The organism is Agromyces sp. Leaf222 (assembly GCF_001421565.1).
Lineage (GTDB): Bacteria > Actinomycetota > Actinomycetes > Actinomycetales > Microbacteriaceae > Agromyces.
On record NZ_LMKQ01000002.1, the window covers coordinates 183018 to 197758 of the forward strand.

The 14741-nt window shown below is 71.3% G+C and carries 17 protein-coding genes; 9 read left to right on the forward strand and 8 right to left on the reverse strand.

What is annotated here, in order from left to right; genetic code table 11:
• The first annotated feature begins 116 nt into the window (after positions 1 to 116).
• Positions 117 to 593: a VOC family protein gene (locus ASE68_RS15825; RefSeq protein ID WP_055861866.1), complete on the forward strand. Its 477-nt coding sequence runs from the start codon at positions 117 to 119 to the stop codon at positions 591 to 593.
• 10 nt (positions 594 to 603) lie between these two features.
• On the opposite strand, the gene ASE68_RS20775 is transcribed toward ASE68_RS15825, so the two are convergent.
• The 3 genes from ASE68_RS20775 to ASE68_RS15840 all read right to left on the reverse strand — a co-directional run bounded on the left by ASE68_RS20775 (position 604) and on the right by ASE68_RS15840 (position 3009).
• On the reverse strand, positions 604 to 1584 hold the full coding sequence (locus ASE68_RS20775) for a DUF2510 domain-containing protein (protein ID WP_055861869.1): 981 nt from the start codon (positions 1582 to 1584) through the stop codon (positions 604 to 606).
• Between the two features lie 436 nt (positions 1585 to 2020).
• Positions 2021 to 2353 carry a hypothetical protein gene (locus tag ASE68_RS15835; protein ID WP_055861871.1) on the reverse strand — a complete coding sequence of 111 codons (333 nt, stop codon included), beginning with the start codon at positions 2351 to 2353 and terminating at the stop codon, positions 2021 to 2023.
• Positions 2350 to 3009, reverse strand: coding sequence for an NUDIX domain-containing protein (locus tag ASE68_RS15840; protein ID WP_157421721.1), 660 nt, complete (start codon positions 3007 to 3009; stop codon positions 2350 to 2352). Before ASE68_RS15840 ends, ASE68_RS15835 begins: the two co-directional genes overlap by 4 nt.
• Before the next feature lie 78 nt (positions 3010 to 3087).
• On the opposite strand from ASE68_RS15840, the gene pnuC reads away from it, so the two are divergent.
• On the forward strand, positions 3088 to 3885 hold the full coding sequence (pnuC, locus tag ASE68_RS15845; RefSeq protein WP_082462418.1) for a nicotinamide riboside transporter PnuC: 798 nt from the start codon (positions 3088 to 3090) through the stop codon (positions 3883 to 3885).
• Positions 3882 to 5021 (forward strand): AAA family ATPase, encoded by a 1140-nt coding sequence (locus ASE68_RS15850; protein ID WP_055861877.1) that lies wholly within the window; start codon positions 3882 to 3884, stop codon positions 5019 to 5021. The genes pnuC and ASE68_RS15850 overlap by 4 nt, the downstream gene beginning before the upstream one ends.
• Positions 5022 to 5067: 46 nt before the next feature.
• On the opposite strand, the gene ASE68_RS15855 is transcribed toward ASE68_RS15850, so the two are convergent.
• Positions 5068 to 5922: an NAD(P)-dependent oxidoreductase gene (locus ASE68_RS15855; RefSeq protein ID WP_055861880.1), complete on the reverse strand. Its 855-nt coding sequence runs from the start codon at positions 5920 to 5922 to the stop codon at positions 5068 to 5070.
• Positions 5923 to 6017: 95 nt separating this feature from the next.
• Between ASE68_RS15855 and ASE68_RS15860 the strand changes: the two genes are divergently transcribed.
• The 4 genes from ASE68_RS15860 (at position 6018) to ASE68_RS15875 (ending at position 10284) form a co-directional block, all read left to right on the forward strand.
• Positions 6018 to 7064 carry an ADP-ribosylglycohydrolase family protein gene (locus ASE68_RS15860; RefSeq protein WP_055861884.1) on the forward strand — a complete coding sequence of 349 codons (1047 nt, stop codon included), beginning with the start codon at positions 6018 to 6020 and terminating at the stop codon, positions 7062 to 7064.
• Positions 7065 to 7444: 380 nt separating this feature from the next.
• Complete coding sequence (locus ASE68_RS15865; protein WP_055861888.1) at positions 7445 to 8179, forward strand: hypothetical protein; 735 nt, start codon at positions 7445 to 7447, stop codon at positions 8177 to 8179.
• A gap of 324 nt (positions 8180 to 8503) precedes the next feature.
• A complete protein-coding gene (locus ASE68_RS15870; RefSeq protein WP_055861891.1) occupies positions 8504 to 8887 on the forward strand; it encodes a YciI family protein in 384 nt (127 codons plus the stop codon).
• Positions 8884 to 10284, forward strand: coding sequence for an RNA polymerase sigma factor (locus ASE68_RS15875; RefSeq protein WP_200921767.1), 1401 nt, complete (start codon positions 8884 to 8886; stop codon positions 10282 to 10284). Before ASE68_RS15870 ends, ASE68_RS15875 begins: the two co-directional genes overlap by 4 nt.
• Positions 10285 to 10309: 25 nt before the next feature.
• Here ASE68_RS15875 and ASE68_RS15880 read toward each other — a convergent pair whose 3' ends face one another.
• A complete protein-coding gene (locus tag ASE68_RS15880) occupies positions 10310 to 10639 on the reverse strand; it encodes a DUF86 domain-containing protein (protein ID WP_055861894.1) in 330 nt (109 codons plus the stop codon).
• Positions 10636 to 11130, reverse strand: coding sequence for a helix-turn-helix domain-containing protein (locus ASE68_RS20780; RefSeq protein WP_055861897.1), 495 nt, complete (start codon positions 11128 to 11130; stop codon positions 10636 to 10638). The genes ASE68_RS15880 and ASE68_RS20780 overlap by 4 nt, the downstream gene beginning before the upstream one ends.
• Positions 11131 to 11481: 351 nt before the next feature.
• Between ASE68_RS20780 and ASE68_RS15890 the strand changes: the two genes are divergently transcribed.
• Complete coding sequence (locus ASE68_RS15890) at positions 11482 to 12834, forward strand: hypothetical protein (RefSeq protein ID WP_055861900.1); 1353 nt, start codon at positions 11482 to 11484, stop codon at positions 12832 to 12834.
• Between the two features lie 108 nt (positions 12835 to 12942).
• On the opposite strand, the gene ASE68_RS15895 is transcribed toward ASE68_RS15890, so the two are convergent.
• Both ASE68_RS15895 and ASE68_RS15900 read right to left on the reverse strand, forming a co-directional pair.
• On the reverse strand, positions 12943 to 13344 hold the full coding sequence (locus tag ASE68_RS15895) for a type II toxin-antitoxin system VapC family toxin (RefSeq protein WP_200921769.1): 402 nt from the start codon (positions 13342 to 13344) through the stop codon (positions 12943 to 12945).
• Positions 13345 to 13346: 2 nt separating this feature from the next.
• A complete protein-coding gene (locus ASE68_RS15900; protein WP_055861903.1) occupies positions 13347 to 13580 on the reverse strand; it encodes a hypothetical protein in 234 nt (77 codons plus the stop codon).
• Between the two features lie 185 nt (positions 13581 to 13765).
• Between ASE68_RS15900 and ASE68_RS15905 the strand changes: the two genes are divergently transcribed.
• Positions 13766 to 14725, forward strand: a complete 960-nt coding sequence (locus ASE68_RS15905) for a hypothetical protein (protein WP_055861906.1) — start codon at positions 13766 to 13768, stop codon at positions 14723 to 14725.
• Positions 14726 to 14741: the final 16 nt, after the last annotated feature.

Consider the following 14741-nt stretch of genomic DNA (forward strand, 5'->3'; position numbering starts at 1 on the left):
CCGTCTCCTGAGTCGGGCCTTGCTGCGCGGATGCCGCGGCACGCCGTTCCCGCGCCCCTTCCGGTTGTCGGATGTCGCGGCTAGCGTCTGACCCACCGACCGCGAAGGAGCTTCCCATGCCGACGACCACGATGACCTGCCTGCTCGTCGAGGGGCCGCTCGACGAGATGGCCGAGTTCTACGCCTCGCTCGTGCCCGACTCCGAGGTGCTGAACGTCGACCGCTGGCCGGCCGACTCCGAGCGGGCGGGCGAGCCGCTCGCCGTCGACTTCACGGTCGGCGGCGCGAGGTTCCAGCTGATCTCGGGCGGTCCGGATGTCGCGCTCACGCCGGTCGTGTCGATCAAGCTCGAGGTCGACGACCAGGCCGAGGTCGACCGCCTCTGGAACGCGCTCCTCGCCGACGGCGGCGAACCGAGCCAGTGCGGATGGCTCACCGACCGCTTCGGCCTCTCGTGGCAGCTGGTCCCACGCGGATTCACCGAGCTGATGACCACGACCGATACCGCCCTGAAGCAGGAGCTCTTCGCCGCGATGCTGCAGATGACGAAGCTCGAGATGCCCGTGTTCGACGCCATCGCCGCGCGGCACTGACGCGGGCAGGTCATTGCAGGTTCGTGAAGATCGCATCCTCGTAGTCGAAGTTCGGCGCGGTCTGGAACGTGAGGGAGTTCGCGTCGGCGACCGACCACGCCTCCTGCCACGACACGGACTCGCCGGGCAGCACGACCGTGGTCGGCGGCAGCCCGATCTGCCCGCCGTCCGCTGCGATGTCGAAGATCTGACTTCCCTCCTGCCCGGCTGATGAGAGTCGCGAGAAGACGGCCGGCTCGAAGTTCTCGGTCGTGTTGTTCACGATCGTGAGCGTGAAGACGAGGTTGCTCGCCTGGTCGGCGCCGGCTGCGGACTCCGTCGGCGTGTAGGGCTCGGGCGCGGCCACGGTCAGCTCGAGGCCGTCCTCCCAGATCATGGTGTCGCCGAAGGCGAGCGTGTCGACCGGGGGCGGTTGCTCGTCGTCGGCCGGCTCGTCAGAGGCATCCGCCTCTTCGGATGCCTCGGCGACGGCGCTCGGGAGGTCTTCGATGGCCTCGTTCACCGTCGTCGAGATGACGGCGAAGAACACGACGAAGCCGATCACGGTTCCGACGACCGAGACGATGAGGGCCGTGATCGCGGCCCACTTCGCGCCGCGGAGGAACAGGGCGACGATCGCGAGGATGAACGCGATCGGCAGCAGCACCCAGCCGGCGATGAGCGCGCCCGGGATGCAGGCGAAGATGAAGCCGATCACCGCGATGGCCAGGGCGATGATGGCGAGCACATGCGGCTTCGGCTTGGCGCCGCCCGGCGGGGTGGCGCCGACGGTTGCCGTTCCGGCGCCATACGGCTGGGCGGGATCGGCGCCCGGAACCGGATACCCCGGTGTGGGGTCTTCGGCGGCTGGCGCGGCTGGAGCTGCCGGCGCGGCCGGAGCTGCTGTGGCGGGCGGCGCGAACTGCTCGGTCCACTGCTGGCCGTCCCAGTAGCGTTGCCGTCCACTGCCGTCGTCGTACCAGCCGGCCGGCGTGTTCGTCGGATCGCTCATCGGAATCCCCCTTGCGTTGCGTCGCCGCACGCGCGATGCGCCTCTGCCCCCACAGATCGGCGATATGTGCAGGGTACGACCGTGCACGGGCCGCCCGCGCGTCGCGGGTGGCGATCAGCGATCCGGCGAGCCGATCCGGCCCGGTATTCCGGGGCTGTCGGCTTGACCTCCCCAGTTCGGGTCACACGCCGTCAGGACACGCCGGACGCGCGTCGCGGTCCGCCCGGATTGTCTCCACAGGCCACTCTTGCGATTCGCGTATGCCAGTTCCGCCTCATCGATGAGGCGGAACTGGCATATAGCAGGCCCGATCATTCAGCTCGAGATGGCGCGATGTAAGCCGCCAATGGGCCGAACGAGGCCGCGGCATCCCCAGTTGGAGTGTGCTGTGATGCTCGGGTACCGCCGCAGGTGGGTCCGCGAGGGAGATCGCCCCTCAGCCGGTGCGGGTCGCGTCGACGATGTTGGGCTTGTGGATGCCGCGCAGCTCGAAGGAGTACTGGTCGCCGACCGTGAACGCGGACTTCGGCATGCTGGTGTGGAAGTCGCCGCAGGTCGACTCGACGATGAGCGTGTCGAAGCCCTTGCCGCCGGGCTCGACGCCGTGGCCGGTGACGATGCACTCCGTGACGGTGCCCATCGGCACGTACGTGCTGGCGATGAACCCGCCGAGCACGAGCAGCACCACGGCGAGCGGGATCAGGCGCAGCAGCACCGTGCGCACGCGACTCCCGGGCTTGCGCGGCGCCGTCGGCGGAACGCTCGTCATGCGGCGCTCCTCGTGAACTCACGGGCGGGCTTGCCGACGGTGCCGCGGGCCAGGGATCCGGTCGGCGTGAGCTGCGGCTCCATCAGGCGGCGGAACGTGTCGCGCGGCAGCGGATGCCCCGCGACCGCCTCGTGCAGCTCGTGCAGCTCGCGGATCGTGAACGTCGGCTCCGGCAGCAGCCCGAACGGGTCGGGACGCTCGGCGTAGCGCGCACGCAGCTCCGCGACGGCGAGCTCGACGATGGCGTTGTGGTCGAACGGCATCGGCGGCAGCGCCGCGACGGGCAGCAGCTCCGTCTGCGCGCGGACGGGGTCGGCCCGCGTCTCGGCGTCGAGGCGCGACATCCGCACCGGGGCGAGGTGGGCGACCGAGAGCACCCGCCCGCGGTCGTCGCGGTCGGGCGCGTCGAACACGTGCAGCTGCACCGGGTGGATGCCCGTGATGCCGGCCTTCTCGGCGAGCGATCGGGTGACGGCGTCGGCGAGCGTCTCGCCCTCGTGCAGGAACGTGCCGGGCAGCCGCAGGTCGCCGTCGCCCGTGACCGCGATCACGCTGAGCGGGCCGCCCGGGGGTACCGTGAGCACGGCCGTGTCGACCGCGACCGACGGCCTCGGATAGTCGGCGAGGGCCCTGCCCTGCGAGTCGCGCTTGGTCACTTGACAATTCAAGCAGATCTGCGCAAACTGTCAACACCGATTCGCGCGAATATGCGCTAATAACCGAAAGGGGCCGACATGGACGCCCTCACCGACCTGCTGCAGTCGCAGCTCTTCTCGATCGCCGACCAGCCCGTCTCGGTCGTCGAGGCCATCGGCTTCCTCACCGGCGCGCTCTGCGTGTGGGCCGTCGCGCGCGGCAGCATCCTGAACTGGCCGCTCGGCATCGTGAACAACCTCGCGTTCCTGCTGCTCTTCGCGGGCGTCGGGCTCTATGCGGATGCCGCGCTGCAGATCGCATTCGGCGTGCTCGGCGTCTACGGGTGGGTGCAGTGGTCGAAGCGGCGGCGCGGCTGGACAGGGGTCGCCGGCGGGTCCGGCGAGGCAGGCGTCGTCGCCGCGGCATCCGCTCTGCCGATTCGACGCGCGACCGGGCGCGAGCTGCTCATCGGCGGCGCGATCGCCCTCGTCGCGACCGTCGCCGTGGGGTACCTGCTCGCCGCCGAGACGAACTCGCAGGTGCCGTGGCCCGACGCGTTCATCCTCGCGTTCTCGCTGCTCGCGACGTGGGGGCAGGCGAAGAAACTGCTCGAGCAGTGGTGGATCTGGATCGCCGTCGACCTCGTGTCGATCCCCCTCTACCTGGTGAAGGGCCTCTGGCTCACGGCGCTCCTCTATACGGGGTTCCTCGCGCTCTGCGTCTACGGCCTCACGCGCTGGACGCGCGAGTACCGCGCCGCCGCCGGTGCCGCCGCCGGCCGGGTAGCGGAGCGTATCGAGACCAACGAGCCCCGCACCGAGGGCGAGAGCCCAGCGGATGCCGCGGCAACCGCAACGCAGACGGATGCCGCAGCCACCGCAGAGGCCCGCGCATGACCCGCGAGCCGCACGGCCTCATCATCGGCAAGTTCTACCCGCTGCACGAGGGGCACCTGGCGCTGCTGCGCCTCGCGGCCGCCGAGTCGCAGCTCGTGACGGTCGTCGTCATGGGAACCGTCTTCGAGTCGATCCCGCTCGAGCGGCGGGCCGCCTGGCTGCGCGAGGAGATCGCCGCCGATCCGGCCGGTCTCGGCAACGTGACCCTCGTCGAGATCCCGTGCGACGCCCCCGTCGAGTACGGCAGCGACATCGCATGGCGGGCGAACGCCGTGCTCATCGAGGCGGCCCTCGCAGCGGCAGGTCGGCCGGCGCCCACGACGGTGTTCTCTTCGGAGCACTACGGCGCCGAGCTCGCCGCCCGCCTCGGCGCAGGGCATCGCGCGTTCGACGAGAGCCGCACGCGGCATCCGATCAGTGGCACCGCCGCCCGCGACGACCTCGTGGGCCGCTGGGGGCAGGTCGCGACATCCGCTCGACTGGATCTCGCGACGCGCGTCATCGTGGTGGGCGCCGAGTCGACGGGCACGACGACGCTCACCTCGGCGCTCGTCGAGCACTACCGGGCGCGCGGCTTCGGGCGGATGCCGTTCGTGCCCGAGTACGGGCGCGAGTTCACCTACGAGCTGCACGCCGAGACCGAGGCGGCGGCGGGGCATCCGGTGTCGATGGACGACCTGGTCTGGCTGCCCGAGCACTTCGCGCGCATCGCCGAGCGGCAGAACGCGCTCGAGAACGCAGCCGCGCTCGCCTGCCCGCTCGTGATCGCCGACACGGATGCCCTCGCAACCGAGCTGTGGGAGCGGCGCTATGTCGGCTCGACGTCGGATGCGACGCGCCGCTTCGGCACGACCGAGCTGCCGCGCCGCGACGTGTACCTCGTGACCGACCACGAGGGCGTGGCGTTCGAGCAGGACGGCTGGCGCGACGGCGAGCACATCCGCGCCGAGATGAACGGCTGGTTCGTCGAGGAGCTCACCCGCCGCGGGCACTCGTGGGTGCTCATGAGCGGCACGCACGAGGAGCGCCTGCGCTACGCGGTGCGCCTCGTCGACGCCCTCTGGGAGCGCAACTCGACCTTCGCGTCGCCCGAGTGGGCCGACCGCACGGCGCTCGTGACGGCGGCGGCCGGGTAGCGCCGTGCGCCGGTCGAGGAGCGCAGCGTATCGAGACCCCGCCCCGCTACCAGGTTCCGCCGAGCGGATGCTCGTCGTCGGTGAACATGGTGCCGATCGGCCCGCTCGGCGTGTACGGCTCGGGTTCGACGCCATCGGGGTCGGCTGTGAGCGCGAACGCGTCGTCCTGCGGTTCGAAGCCGATGGCGCGTCCGGCCGAGAGGTCGAAGGCGTTGGGCGCGTTCGCCGAGACGCCCCAGACGATGTGGTGGCGTCCGTCGTCGAGTGCGAGGGCGGCCTCGACGAGCCGGGCGGCGTCGGCCGGCGAGAACCAGTGCGCGAGTCCACGGCCGGAGCCGGGGCGGTCGCCGGCGCCGAAGTTGCAGATGCGCGCCGAGACGATGCTCATGCCGTAGCGGTCGGCGTAGACGCTGCCGAGCGCCTCGACGGCGGCCTTGCTCACGCCGTAGAACGTGTCCGGGCGGGGGACGAGCACGCGTGTCGTCGCGGCATCCGTCGGGTCGGCGAACCCGACCGCGTGGATGCTGCTCGCCAGGAGCACCCGCGTCGCGCCGCCGAGTCGCGCCGCCTCGAGCACCTTCTGCGTGCCGTCGATGTTCACGCGCAGGATGTCGGCCCATGGCCGTTCGGAGGCCAGGGCAGCGAGGTGCACGACGGCGTCGGCGCCGTCGAGGGCCGAGCGGATGTCGCGCTCGTGCTCGATCGACGCGCGCCGCAGTGCGACGCGGTCGGCGTCGAGACCCGGGCCCCAGCGGTCGTCGTCTTCGAGGCGATCGGGCAGGTCGGTGTCGATGAGCCGCAGCATCCGCCCCGGACGGTCGAGCCGCCCGACGATCCGCCGGCCGATGCGTCCGGAGGCGCCGGTGATCGCGACGACATCGGCGCGGTCTGGCTGAGGCATAGGTCGATCTTGGAACGCGATCGGCGAAATGTCGACCTGCGACGATGGGCGAAAGCGCCCGAGGAGCGAAGCATATCGAGACCCAAGGAGCCAGCATGCCGTTCGACCTCACCCCGACCCTGACCGACCGCGCCGTCGGCGCCGTGCTCGGCTCGGCCGCCGGCGACGCCCTCGGCGCGCCCTACGAGTTCAAGCCGTCGCTGCCCGACGACGTGCCGGTCGAGTTCAGGGCCGGTGGCCCGTGGAACCTCGGCGAGTGGACCGACGACACGAGCATGGCCGTGCCGATCCTGCAGGCGATCGCGCGCGGCGACGCGCTGACGGATGCCGCGACCCTCGGCCGCATCGTCGCCGAGTGGCGCGACTGGGCGGTCGACGCGAAGGATGTCGGCATCCAGACCCGCCAGGTGCTCGGGCTGCTGCCCGCCGCGACGGCCGTGCGTGCCGGGGCCGACGCCGCCGATGCCGATGCCGACGCCGATGCCGACGCGCTCGACCTTGCTGCCCTCGAGCCCGCCGTCCGCGCCGCCGCGCGCACGCTCCACGAGCGCACCGGACGTTCGGGCGGCAACGGGTCGCTCATGCGCACGGGCCCGGTCGCGCTCGCCTCCCTCGACGACGGGCAGGAGGTCGCGCTCGCCGAGTCCGCCCGCCGCATCAGCGAGCTGACGCACTACGAGACGGATGCCGGTGACGCCTGCGTCATCTGGTCGCTCGCGATCCGGCACGCCATCCGCACCGGCGCATACGACGTGCGGACGCCCATCGACGCGCTGCCCGAGGACCGTCGGGCGCGCTGGCACGGGTTCCTCGACGTCGCCGAGCAGACGCAGCCCCGCGACATCCCCGGTTCGAACGGATGGGTCGTGGCGGCCATGCAGGCGGCGTGGTCGGCGATCCACCATGCCGACCTGGCCGGCGAGGGCCTGCAGCAGACGCTCGAGCGCGCCGTGCGCTGCGGCAACGACACGGACACCGTCGCGGCGATCGCGGGCTCGCTCGCCGGCGCGAAGTGGGGCGGTTCGGCGGTGCCGGCAGCTTGGCGCCGCGAGCTGCACGGCTGGCCCGGCTTGCGCGCCGATGACCTCGATGGGTTGGCCGAGATCGCCGTGCAGCGGGGGAGCACCGCGGCCGAAGCGTGACGGGTGAGCGCCGTGGCCGACGCGAGACGCGCGAGACGCGCGAGACGCGGGGCTTCGTGGAGAACTGCGGCGAGTCGCGTATGCCAGTTCCGCCTCATCGATGAGGCGGAACTGGCATACGTCGGAGTGGGAACGGATCGGGCAGTCCGCACTCCTCCTCAACAGGCGGATGCCTCGTACGGGCCCCACCCCGGGAGTCTTGGTCGCCGCCCGGGGCGCGCGGCGCTTCGTAGCTTCGGACTCGTCCGTTTCGCTCCCCACCGTCAGGAATCGCCATGCCGCTCGCGCCAGCCGCTCCGAACCCCACCCTCACACCCGAGCCGACGATGTCGCCGGCAATAGCATCCGAGGCTGCCTCGAGGCATCGGCGGCGAACCCGGTTGGGGGTCGCACTCGTCATCGTGATCGGTCTCGGCAGCCTGGTGGGTCGACTGCTGCTGGCGGACTGGGTAACGAGTCTGCTGCTCACCTCTGCTCATGCTGTTCCGCTGTCCCTGTCGCTGCCGCCGGCGACCGATTCGCCGACGCAGTTCACGGTCGAGCAGGTGGCGCCGACCGAGCAGTCGGAGACCGTGGAGCCCGAAGGTCTCGACGGCGTGGCAGTCGACGCGCCGACCGGTGATCTCCGCTGGGATGCCCCGCTTCCGCCGGGCACCGCGCCTCACGTCGGCATGATCTTCGGTGCCGACACCGAGTGGTCGGCCGTCGCGGACCGTACCGAGCTCGGCACCGCCGGATCCCGCAACGTGACCACCGGATGCTCGGTGTGGCTCACCGCCGGTGCGGTCGGTGGATCCGAAGCCGGCGATCATGGCGGTGACCGGGAGCGCAGCCTGCGCTGGGCGGAGCGGCTCTTCGACACCACCATCGACCCGGCCGACGTCGTCGACGCATCGCTCGCGACGGAAGCCGGCTCCGCCATCGGGCGGATGGACCTGGTCGCGGTGCCGCGCGAGTGGGCCTCCGGCAAGGGCACGATGATCATGACGCGGGTGTTCGCCGAAGCCGACCAAGGCGTGGTGGTCTACGCCGAGTGTCCGGATGCCGATTCGCTGCACGGCACGTTCGAAGACATCCTGCAGTCGGGTCTCGTCATCGCGATGCCGGAGTTCTGAAGGCCGCAGTCCGCGGCATCCGATGTGCATCGGCTTGCGCAGCTGCGGACTTCCGGGGGTGCGAACGCCGCTGGACCGACCGTTCGGCGGCCACACCTCGTTGCAAAGTTGCAAAGTTGCAAAGTTGCGCGAATCGGCGAGCGGAGACCCGAAGGGGAAGCGACGGTCGATCGACCCCGCGCTCGGTCGTCATCACTGTGAAGGCCGCAAACGGCTGAGGCCGACATCCGGCCGACTCCCACGGGAGTGACGACGAGAGATGACCCGGGCGGCGACGCCGGTGCGCGAGTACCCTGTCGCTGGATCGGGCCGAAGGAGGATCAGATGCGTTACACGCTGCTGCTGCACTATCCCGAGATGACGGCCGACGACCTCGGCCCCGAGGCGCTCGCCGAGGGTCAGGAGGCGTTCGCGGCGTACGCGGCGACCCTGCACTCGGCGGGAGTGCTGCTGGGCGCCGAGGTGCTGCAACCGTCGTCGAGCACGACGACCCTGCGCGCCGACGGCGGCACCGTCCAGGTGCAGGACGGCCCCTTCGCCGACACGAAGGACCAGCTCGGCGGCACGTTCGTGATCGACGTGCCCGACCTCGACACCGCGATCGAGTGGGCGAAGCAGGCGCCGTCGATGGACTACGGCGCGGGTGGTGTCGAGGTGCGCCCGGGTGCCGTCCACACGGTCGACGGCGTGTGGACCGCCAACGGGTGAACGCCGAGGCCGGCGACGCCGACGCCGACGACGCACGGGCGGCCGGGACACCCGATCCGGCGGCGGCCGCGGCATCCGTCGAACTGGCGGCCCGCGTGTCGTACGGCCGGCTGATCGCGCTGCTCGCGGCGTCGACCGGTGACCTCGCGCTCGCCGAGGACGCCCTCGCCGGCGCCTTCGAGCAGGCGCTCAAGACGTGGCCGGATGCTGGTGTGCCCGACAATCCCGAGGGGTGGCTGTTGACCGTGGCTCGCAATCGCCAGCGCGACGCGTGGAAGTCGGCCGAGCGCCGGCACACCGCGCCGCTCGATGACGACGCCGGCGCGCAACGCTCGAACGCCGGGCCCGCAGGGTCGGATGTTGCGCCCCGTGCGCGGCCGGATGCCGTCGCGTCGGCGGGTGCGGCATCCGTCGATCCGCTGGCCGACCTCGACCCGTTCGCGATCGGCGACAAGCGGCTCGAGCTGCTGTTCGTGTGCGCCCACCCGGCGATCGACGCCGCCGTGCGCACGCCGCTCATGCTGCAGGTCGTGCTCGGATTCGAGTCCGCGCAGATCGCCACGGCGTTCGCGGTGCCGCCCGCCGCGATGGCGCAGCGGCTCGTGCGGGCGAAGCGCCGCATCCGCGATGCGCGCATCCCGTTCGCGGTGCCCGACCGCCGCGCGATGCCCGAGCGCCTGCCCCCCGTGCTCGAGGCGGTCTACGGATGCCACGCCATCACGTGGCGCGCTCCCGCCGACGCCCCCGACTCGATGGCCGGCGAGGCGCAGTACCTCGCGGTGACCCTCGCCGCCCTGCTCGAGCACGAGACGGAGGCGTGGGGACTCGCGTCGCTCGTGACGCTGTCGCTCGCGCGGCGCGGGTCGCGGGTCGACCACGAGGCCGGCGCCGGCGCGCCCGCGGCCGCATCGCGCCCGTTCATCCCGCTCGACGAGCAGGACCCGACGGCGTGGGATGCCGCGCTGATCGCCGAGGGCGGGGAGTACCTCCGCCGCGCCTCCGCGCCGGGGCGACCGCCGGGCCGCTTCCAGCTCGAGGCCGCGATCGAGGCCGTGCACTGCGACCGCCGCCGCACGGGCGCCACCGACTGGGCGGCGCTGCGCACCCTCTACCTCGCGCTGAACGGCGTCGCCCCGAGCCTCGGCGCGAGGGTCGCGCTCGCCGCGGTGATCGGTCGTGTCGATGGCCCCGAAGCAGGACTCGCCGCGCTCCCGCCCGAGGCCGACGCATCGACGTTCCAGCCCTGGTGGGCAGCCCGCGCCGACCTCCTCGCTCGCGCAGGCCGCGCGTCCGAGGCATCCGACGCCTTCGCCCGTGCCGCCGAACTCACCGACGACGAGGCCGTGCGCGCCCACCTGCTCGCCCGGCGCGACGAGGCCACCGGACGCGCGGACTGATCCGCGCCTCGCCGCTCAACATGCGTCACATCGTCTTCGAACGCAGACGTCTGACCGCAGCCCCAAGGCGCGGCACGTCGTCGCGCGCGGTTGTCGTGATGATCGCGTGCGTCGTGTCGAAATAGCGGTGCACCAGAAGATCGCGCATACGGGCGATCATCGCCCATGGGATCTCCGGCTCGCTCGCGATCGTCTCCGTGCTGAGGTCCTTGACCGCCTCGCCGATCTCGATCAGCCGCACGCGGATCGCATCGAACACGATCGGTTCGTCGATATCCGTGCGAGTGATGTACTCGCTGATGACCCCGCACGCGACGGCGATGTCTTCGAGGCGATCCCGCTCGGTGCGACTCACAGCGGGACCGCTTCGTGCGTGATGCGTTCGACCGCGTCGGGCTTGATTCCAGTGGATGGGACGATGTCGACCGACCGCCCGAGAAGTTGCTCGGCCGCCTCCTGCATGCGCAGCAGGTTGAACACGCCCACGTCGGATGCGAGTTCGACGAGCAGATCGACGTCGCTCTCGTCGGTCTCATCGCCACGGGCGACGCTGCCGAAGATGCGGATGTCGAGGGCACCGAGGGGCGAGAGGGCCGCCCTCAGGTCGGCCGCATGCGACCGCACCTCCGCCAGCGCAGAACGCTTCGGCCGAGGGACGAGCATCGGCTCGAGCATGAATCCCGTCGCGGAGATCACTCGCTGCAGCGTGGTGAACGACGGGTCGCGATGGCCGTTCTCGTACGCACTGATGACGCTCTGCGTGAGCCCGGCGCGGCGAGCGAGCTCCGCCTGCGTCAGTCCGCTCCGGCGTCGTGCGTCTTGGATGAGTTCAGCGGCCAGAATCACGCTCTCATGATATCGCGGATCGTCGATATTACGGGTCAGAGATATCAGCGTCGATCTCCTCGCCCGGATGGCGGCGCGCCCGGGGCTCCGCGAGCGCGTTCGGTGCCCTCTCTGGAAGCCTGTTGCAAAGTTGCAAAGTTGCAAAGTTGCATCGTTCGCTGAGCGGATGCACCGACTCGGCGGTCGTCGAGAGGCGCATGTCCGCCGGCACCCATACGGTTTCGACCTACGCCTTCCGGAGCGTCTCTCGAAACGGTGACCATTGATCTCGATGGCCAGTCGCTGATGATCCCGGTCGCCGCGGAGTAGGGCCTTCAGCCGCCTCGCATCCCCGCCCCTAGGATCGAACCTATGGCCGGATTCTGGGGCAAACGCAAGCGTGAGACAGCTGAACTCGCGGCGCAAGACGCGACCCTCGCGCAGCGGGCGAAGATCGCGCTGGTCGCCGCCGACGAGCGCGTGCGCGTCACCGCCGACGAGCTCGTCTTCGCCGAGGCCGAGCTCGGGCGCGATGCGACCACCGACCTCGCCACCGCGCTCGTCGCGGTGAAGGAGCACCTGGGCGAGGCGTTCCGGCTGAACCAGCTGAACCACGACGAGATCCCCGACACCGCCGAAGAGCTCCGCACGCGCAACGCCCGCATCGTGCAGCTGTGCGAGTGGGCCGAAGACCTGCTCGACGAGCGGATGTCGGCGCTGTCAGCGACCATCGAGCGCGCACGCCGCGCCCCCGAGATCATCGCCTCGGTGCGAGCGGATGCCGCGCGCTTGCGCGCCCTCGTTCCCCAGGCGCGCGAGACCATCGAACGCCTCGCCGCCCGCTACGCCCCCGAGGCGATGGCCCGGGTCGAGTCCAACCCCCGTGAGGCCGACCAGCTCCTCGGATTCGCCGAGCACAGCGCGGGCGTGGCCGAGCGCCGGCGCGAGGCCGGGCAGCGCGAGCAGGCCAACCTCGCACTCGAGGCCGCGACCGAATCCGTGCGGCGCGCAGGCACCCTGCTCGAAGCCGTCGAGACCTTCGAGGTCGAGGCGCTGCGGGCCGAGGCCACGCTCGCCGCGATCGTCGAGGATTCCCGCGGCGACCTCACCGTCGCGCTCACCGAGCCGCAGACACCCGTCGTCACCGCCGCGATGTCCGAGCTGCGGGCTGCCCTGGCCGCCCTTCCGCCCGCCGGCGTCAACACCGACCCGTTCTCGCAGCTCGGCCGCCTGCGCGAGGCGAATGCGGGGCTGGATGCCGCCATCGCCGCCGCCCGCGAGCGCGCCGCGCGCCCGATCCCGCCGATCGAGCACGTGCACCACGCCATCGACGACGCCGACCGGCAGTTCGCGGTCGCCCGCGACGTCATCGCCGGCCACCGCGGATGGATCGGCGCCGACGCCCGCACCCGCCTGGCTGAGGCCGAGCGTGTCCGCATCGACCTCGACCGCTTCCTCGGCGCGCCGGCGGCCACGCTCAGCGTCATCGACGAAGACCACCGCGAACAGGCCATGTCGATGGCCCGCCGCGTCGCCTACCTCGCGGGTGAGGCCCTCCAGCTCGCCCAGCGCGACATCGACCAGTCACGCCCGCAGCAGGGCCCCGACCAGTGGGGCGGTGGATGGGGTGGCGGCGGTCGCCGCGGCGGCGGCGGCAACGACCTCATGGGCGGCATCCTCGGCGGCCTCGTCATCGGCAGCGTCCTCGACGGCATGTTCGACTGACCTCGCCGGTCGAGTAGCGAAGCGTATCGAGACCCCGCGGCGCGGCACTCATCAGACGCCGCGGCATCCGTCATGGTTGCGAGCCCGTTGGACTGCAGGGCCGGCCGTTCAGTCGAACACGACGACTCGGCACTGGATGCCCGGTGCACGGGCCAGGCGCGCGTCGCGTGTGAGCAGCGTTGCGTCGGTGAGTTCGGCCAGGGCGACGTATGCGGCGTCGTAGCTCGACAGGTTGTGCCGAAGGCGCCAGGTGCGCTCGCCGAGGAGCGCCCAGTCCCAGAGTTCGACCGCGAGGTCGAGGTAATCGGTGAACGCCTGGTCGGCGTGGGCGTCTGCGAGTCGCCCGGCGCTCGAGAGCCGTCGCAGCACGTTCGCCACTTCGTAGGGGAGCACGCTCGGCGCGAGGAGTTGCGCACCTCGCACGCCCGCATGTTCGGGCGCGTCGGCGGATATCAACAACGCGCACATCGACGACGCGTCGATGACGATGCGTTCGGGAGCGACCGGCAATCTCAGCGCCGATCCTCGGCACGGGCGTCGAGGATGTCGGTGGTCGATATTGCCGGGTACGCCCGAGCGTGTTCCTGGATCCGGGCGAGCGCGTCGTCGGGCGAGGGCGTGCTGGCGATGCGGGTCAGGGTGGCGGTCAGGTACTCCTGGAGCGAGCGACCGGAGCGCCTGGCGCGCGCGGCGAGTTCATCGCGCACCTCGTCGGGTACGGCACGGATCGTGATGTTCACCGGCATTCCTCCAAGCTAGCAGCGATGCATGCATTACGCATGCATTGGTCGATCGACTCGTCGAACGTACAGCCGCGGATCGTTCGCGGCCCGGGATCCATCGTCGGTGTGAGGTCGCCGGCTCGCCGGGATCGTGTTGAGGAGTGCTCTCCACCATGGCGCCCGCGCAGTTGCGAACCTAGGATCGACGCATGGCCGGGTTCTTGGTCAAGCGCAGGCACGATGCGCACGAACTCCAAGCCCATGACGCCGAGCTGGCGAAACGGGCTGCATCCGCGCTGCTCGCCGCCGACGAGGGCGTCCGAACCGCATCCGAAGAGCTCGACTTCGCCGAGGCCGAGCTGGGTGCCGAGTCGACCGAGGCAGCGGCCACGGTGATCGCCGCGGTGCGCCGGCACCTGACTGACGCGTTCCGACTGAACCGGGTCAACCACGACGCGATGCCCGGAACGCCCGACGAGGTGCGGGCGCGTTACGTGCTCATCCTGCGGTTGTGCGAATGGGCCGAGCACGTGCTCGGGGCGCTGACTTCGACCCTCGCCGACCGGGTCGCGCGGTCACGGCGGGCTGGGGTGGTCGTCGTGGAGATCCGAGCGGATGTCGCGCGCGAGCGCTCCGGCATCCTGACCGCTCGTGACACGGTCGACCGGCTCGTCATCCTCCCACCAGTCGACGCCGGCGTCAGCGGCAGCGCCGATGCCGACACCGACGCGCAAGCCCACCTGAACCGACTGCGCGCAGCGCGATCGGCACTGGATGCCGCGATGACTGCGGTCCGCGAGCGCGAGACCCGCTCGAGGCGCACGATGTCGCCCGCGAGCCTCCTGCAGCGCGCGATTCAGGACGCCGACCGCAAGCTCGGCATCGCCCGTGACACTGTGACCGCCCACCCGGGATGCATCGGCGATGAGGCCCTGACGCGACTAGCCGAGGCCGAGCGCACCCGCATCGATCTCGGCTTCTGCCTCGGCAGTGCGGCGACGAGCACAGTGGCGGCGTCCGATCAGCGCCACGGAGACCGGGTGCTCGCGATGGCGCGACGGGTCGCATCCGTGGCGAACGAATCCGTGCAGCTGGCACGCCGAGATCTCGACGTGCTCCGCGCACAGAACCGTGCCGAGTCGCGGTCGCGCCCCATGTCGTGGGCCTGATCGCGCCGCTCGCCAC

Bases quoted from the DNA above. Each gene is read 5' to 3' on its own strand.
- ASE68_RS20775 (WP_055861869.1), bottom strand. From the start codon at position 1,584: ATGAGCGATCCGACGAACACGCCGGCCGGCTGGTACGACGACGGCAGT.
- ASE68_RS15900 (WP_055861903.1), bottom strand. From the start codon at position 13,580: ATGCCGGTGAACATCACGATCCGTGCCGTACCCGACGAGGTGCGCGAT.
- ASE68_RS15850 (WP_055861877.1), top strand. From the start codon at position 3,882: ATGACCCGCGAGCCGCACGGCCTCATCATCGGCAAGTTCTACCCGCTG.
- ASE68_RS15860 (WP_055861884.1), top strand. From the start codon at position 6,018: ATGCCGTTCGACCTCACCCCGACCCTGACCGACCGCGCCGTCGGCGCC.
- ASE68_RS15870 (WP_055861891.1), top strand. From the start codon at position 8,504: ATGCGTTACACGCTGCTGCTGCACTATCCCGAGATGACGGCCGACGAC.
- ASE68_RS15855 (WP_055861880.1), bottom strand. From the start codon at position 5,922: ATGCCTCAGCCAGACCGCGCCGATGTCGTCGCGATCACCGGCGCCTCC.
- ASE68_RS15905 (WP_055861906.1), top strand. From the start codon at position 13,766: ATGGCCGGGTTCTTGGTCAAGCGCAGGCACGATGCGCACGAACTCCAA.
- ASE68_RS15825 (WP_055861866.1), top strand. From the start codon at position 117: ATGCCGACGACCACGATGACCTGCCTGCTCGTCGAGGGGCCGCTCGAC.
- ASE68_RS15890 (WP_055861900.1), top strand. From the start codon at position 11,482: ATGGCCGGATTCTGGGGCAAACGCAAGCGTGAGACAGCTGAACTCGCG.
- ASE68_RS15835 (WP_055861871.1), bottom strand. From the start codon at position 2,353: ATGACGAGCGTTCCGCCGACGGCGCCGCGCAAGCCCGGGAGTCGCGTG.
- pnuC (WP_082462418.1), top strand. From the start codon at position 3,088: ATGGACGCCCTCACCGACCTGCTGCAGTCGCAGCTCTTCTCGATCGCC.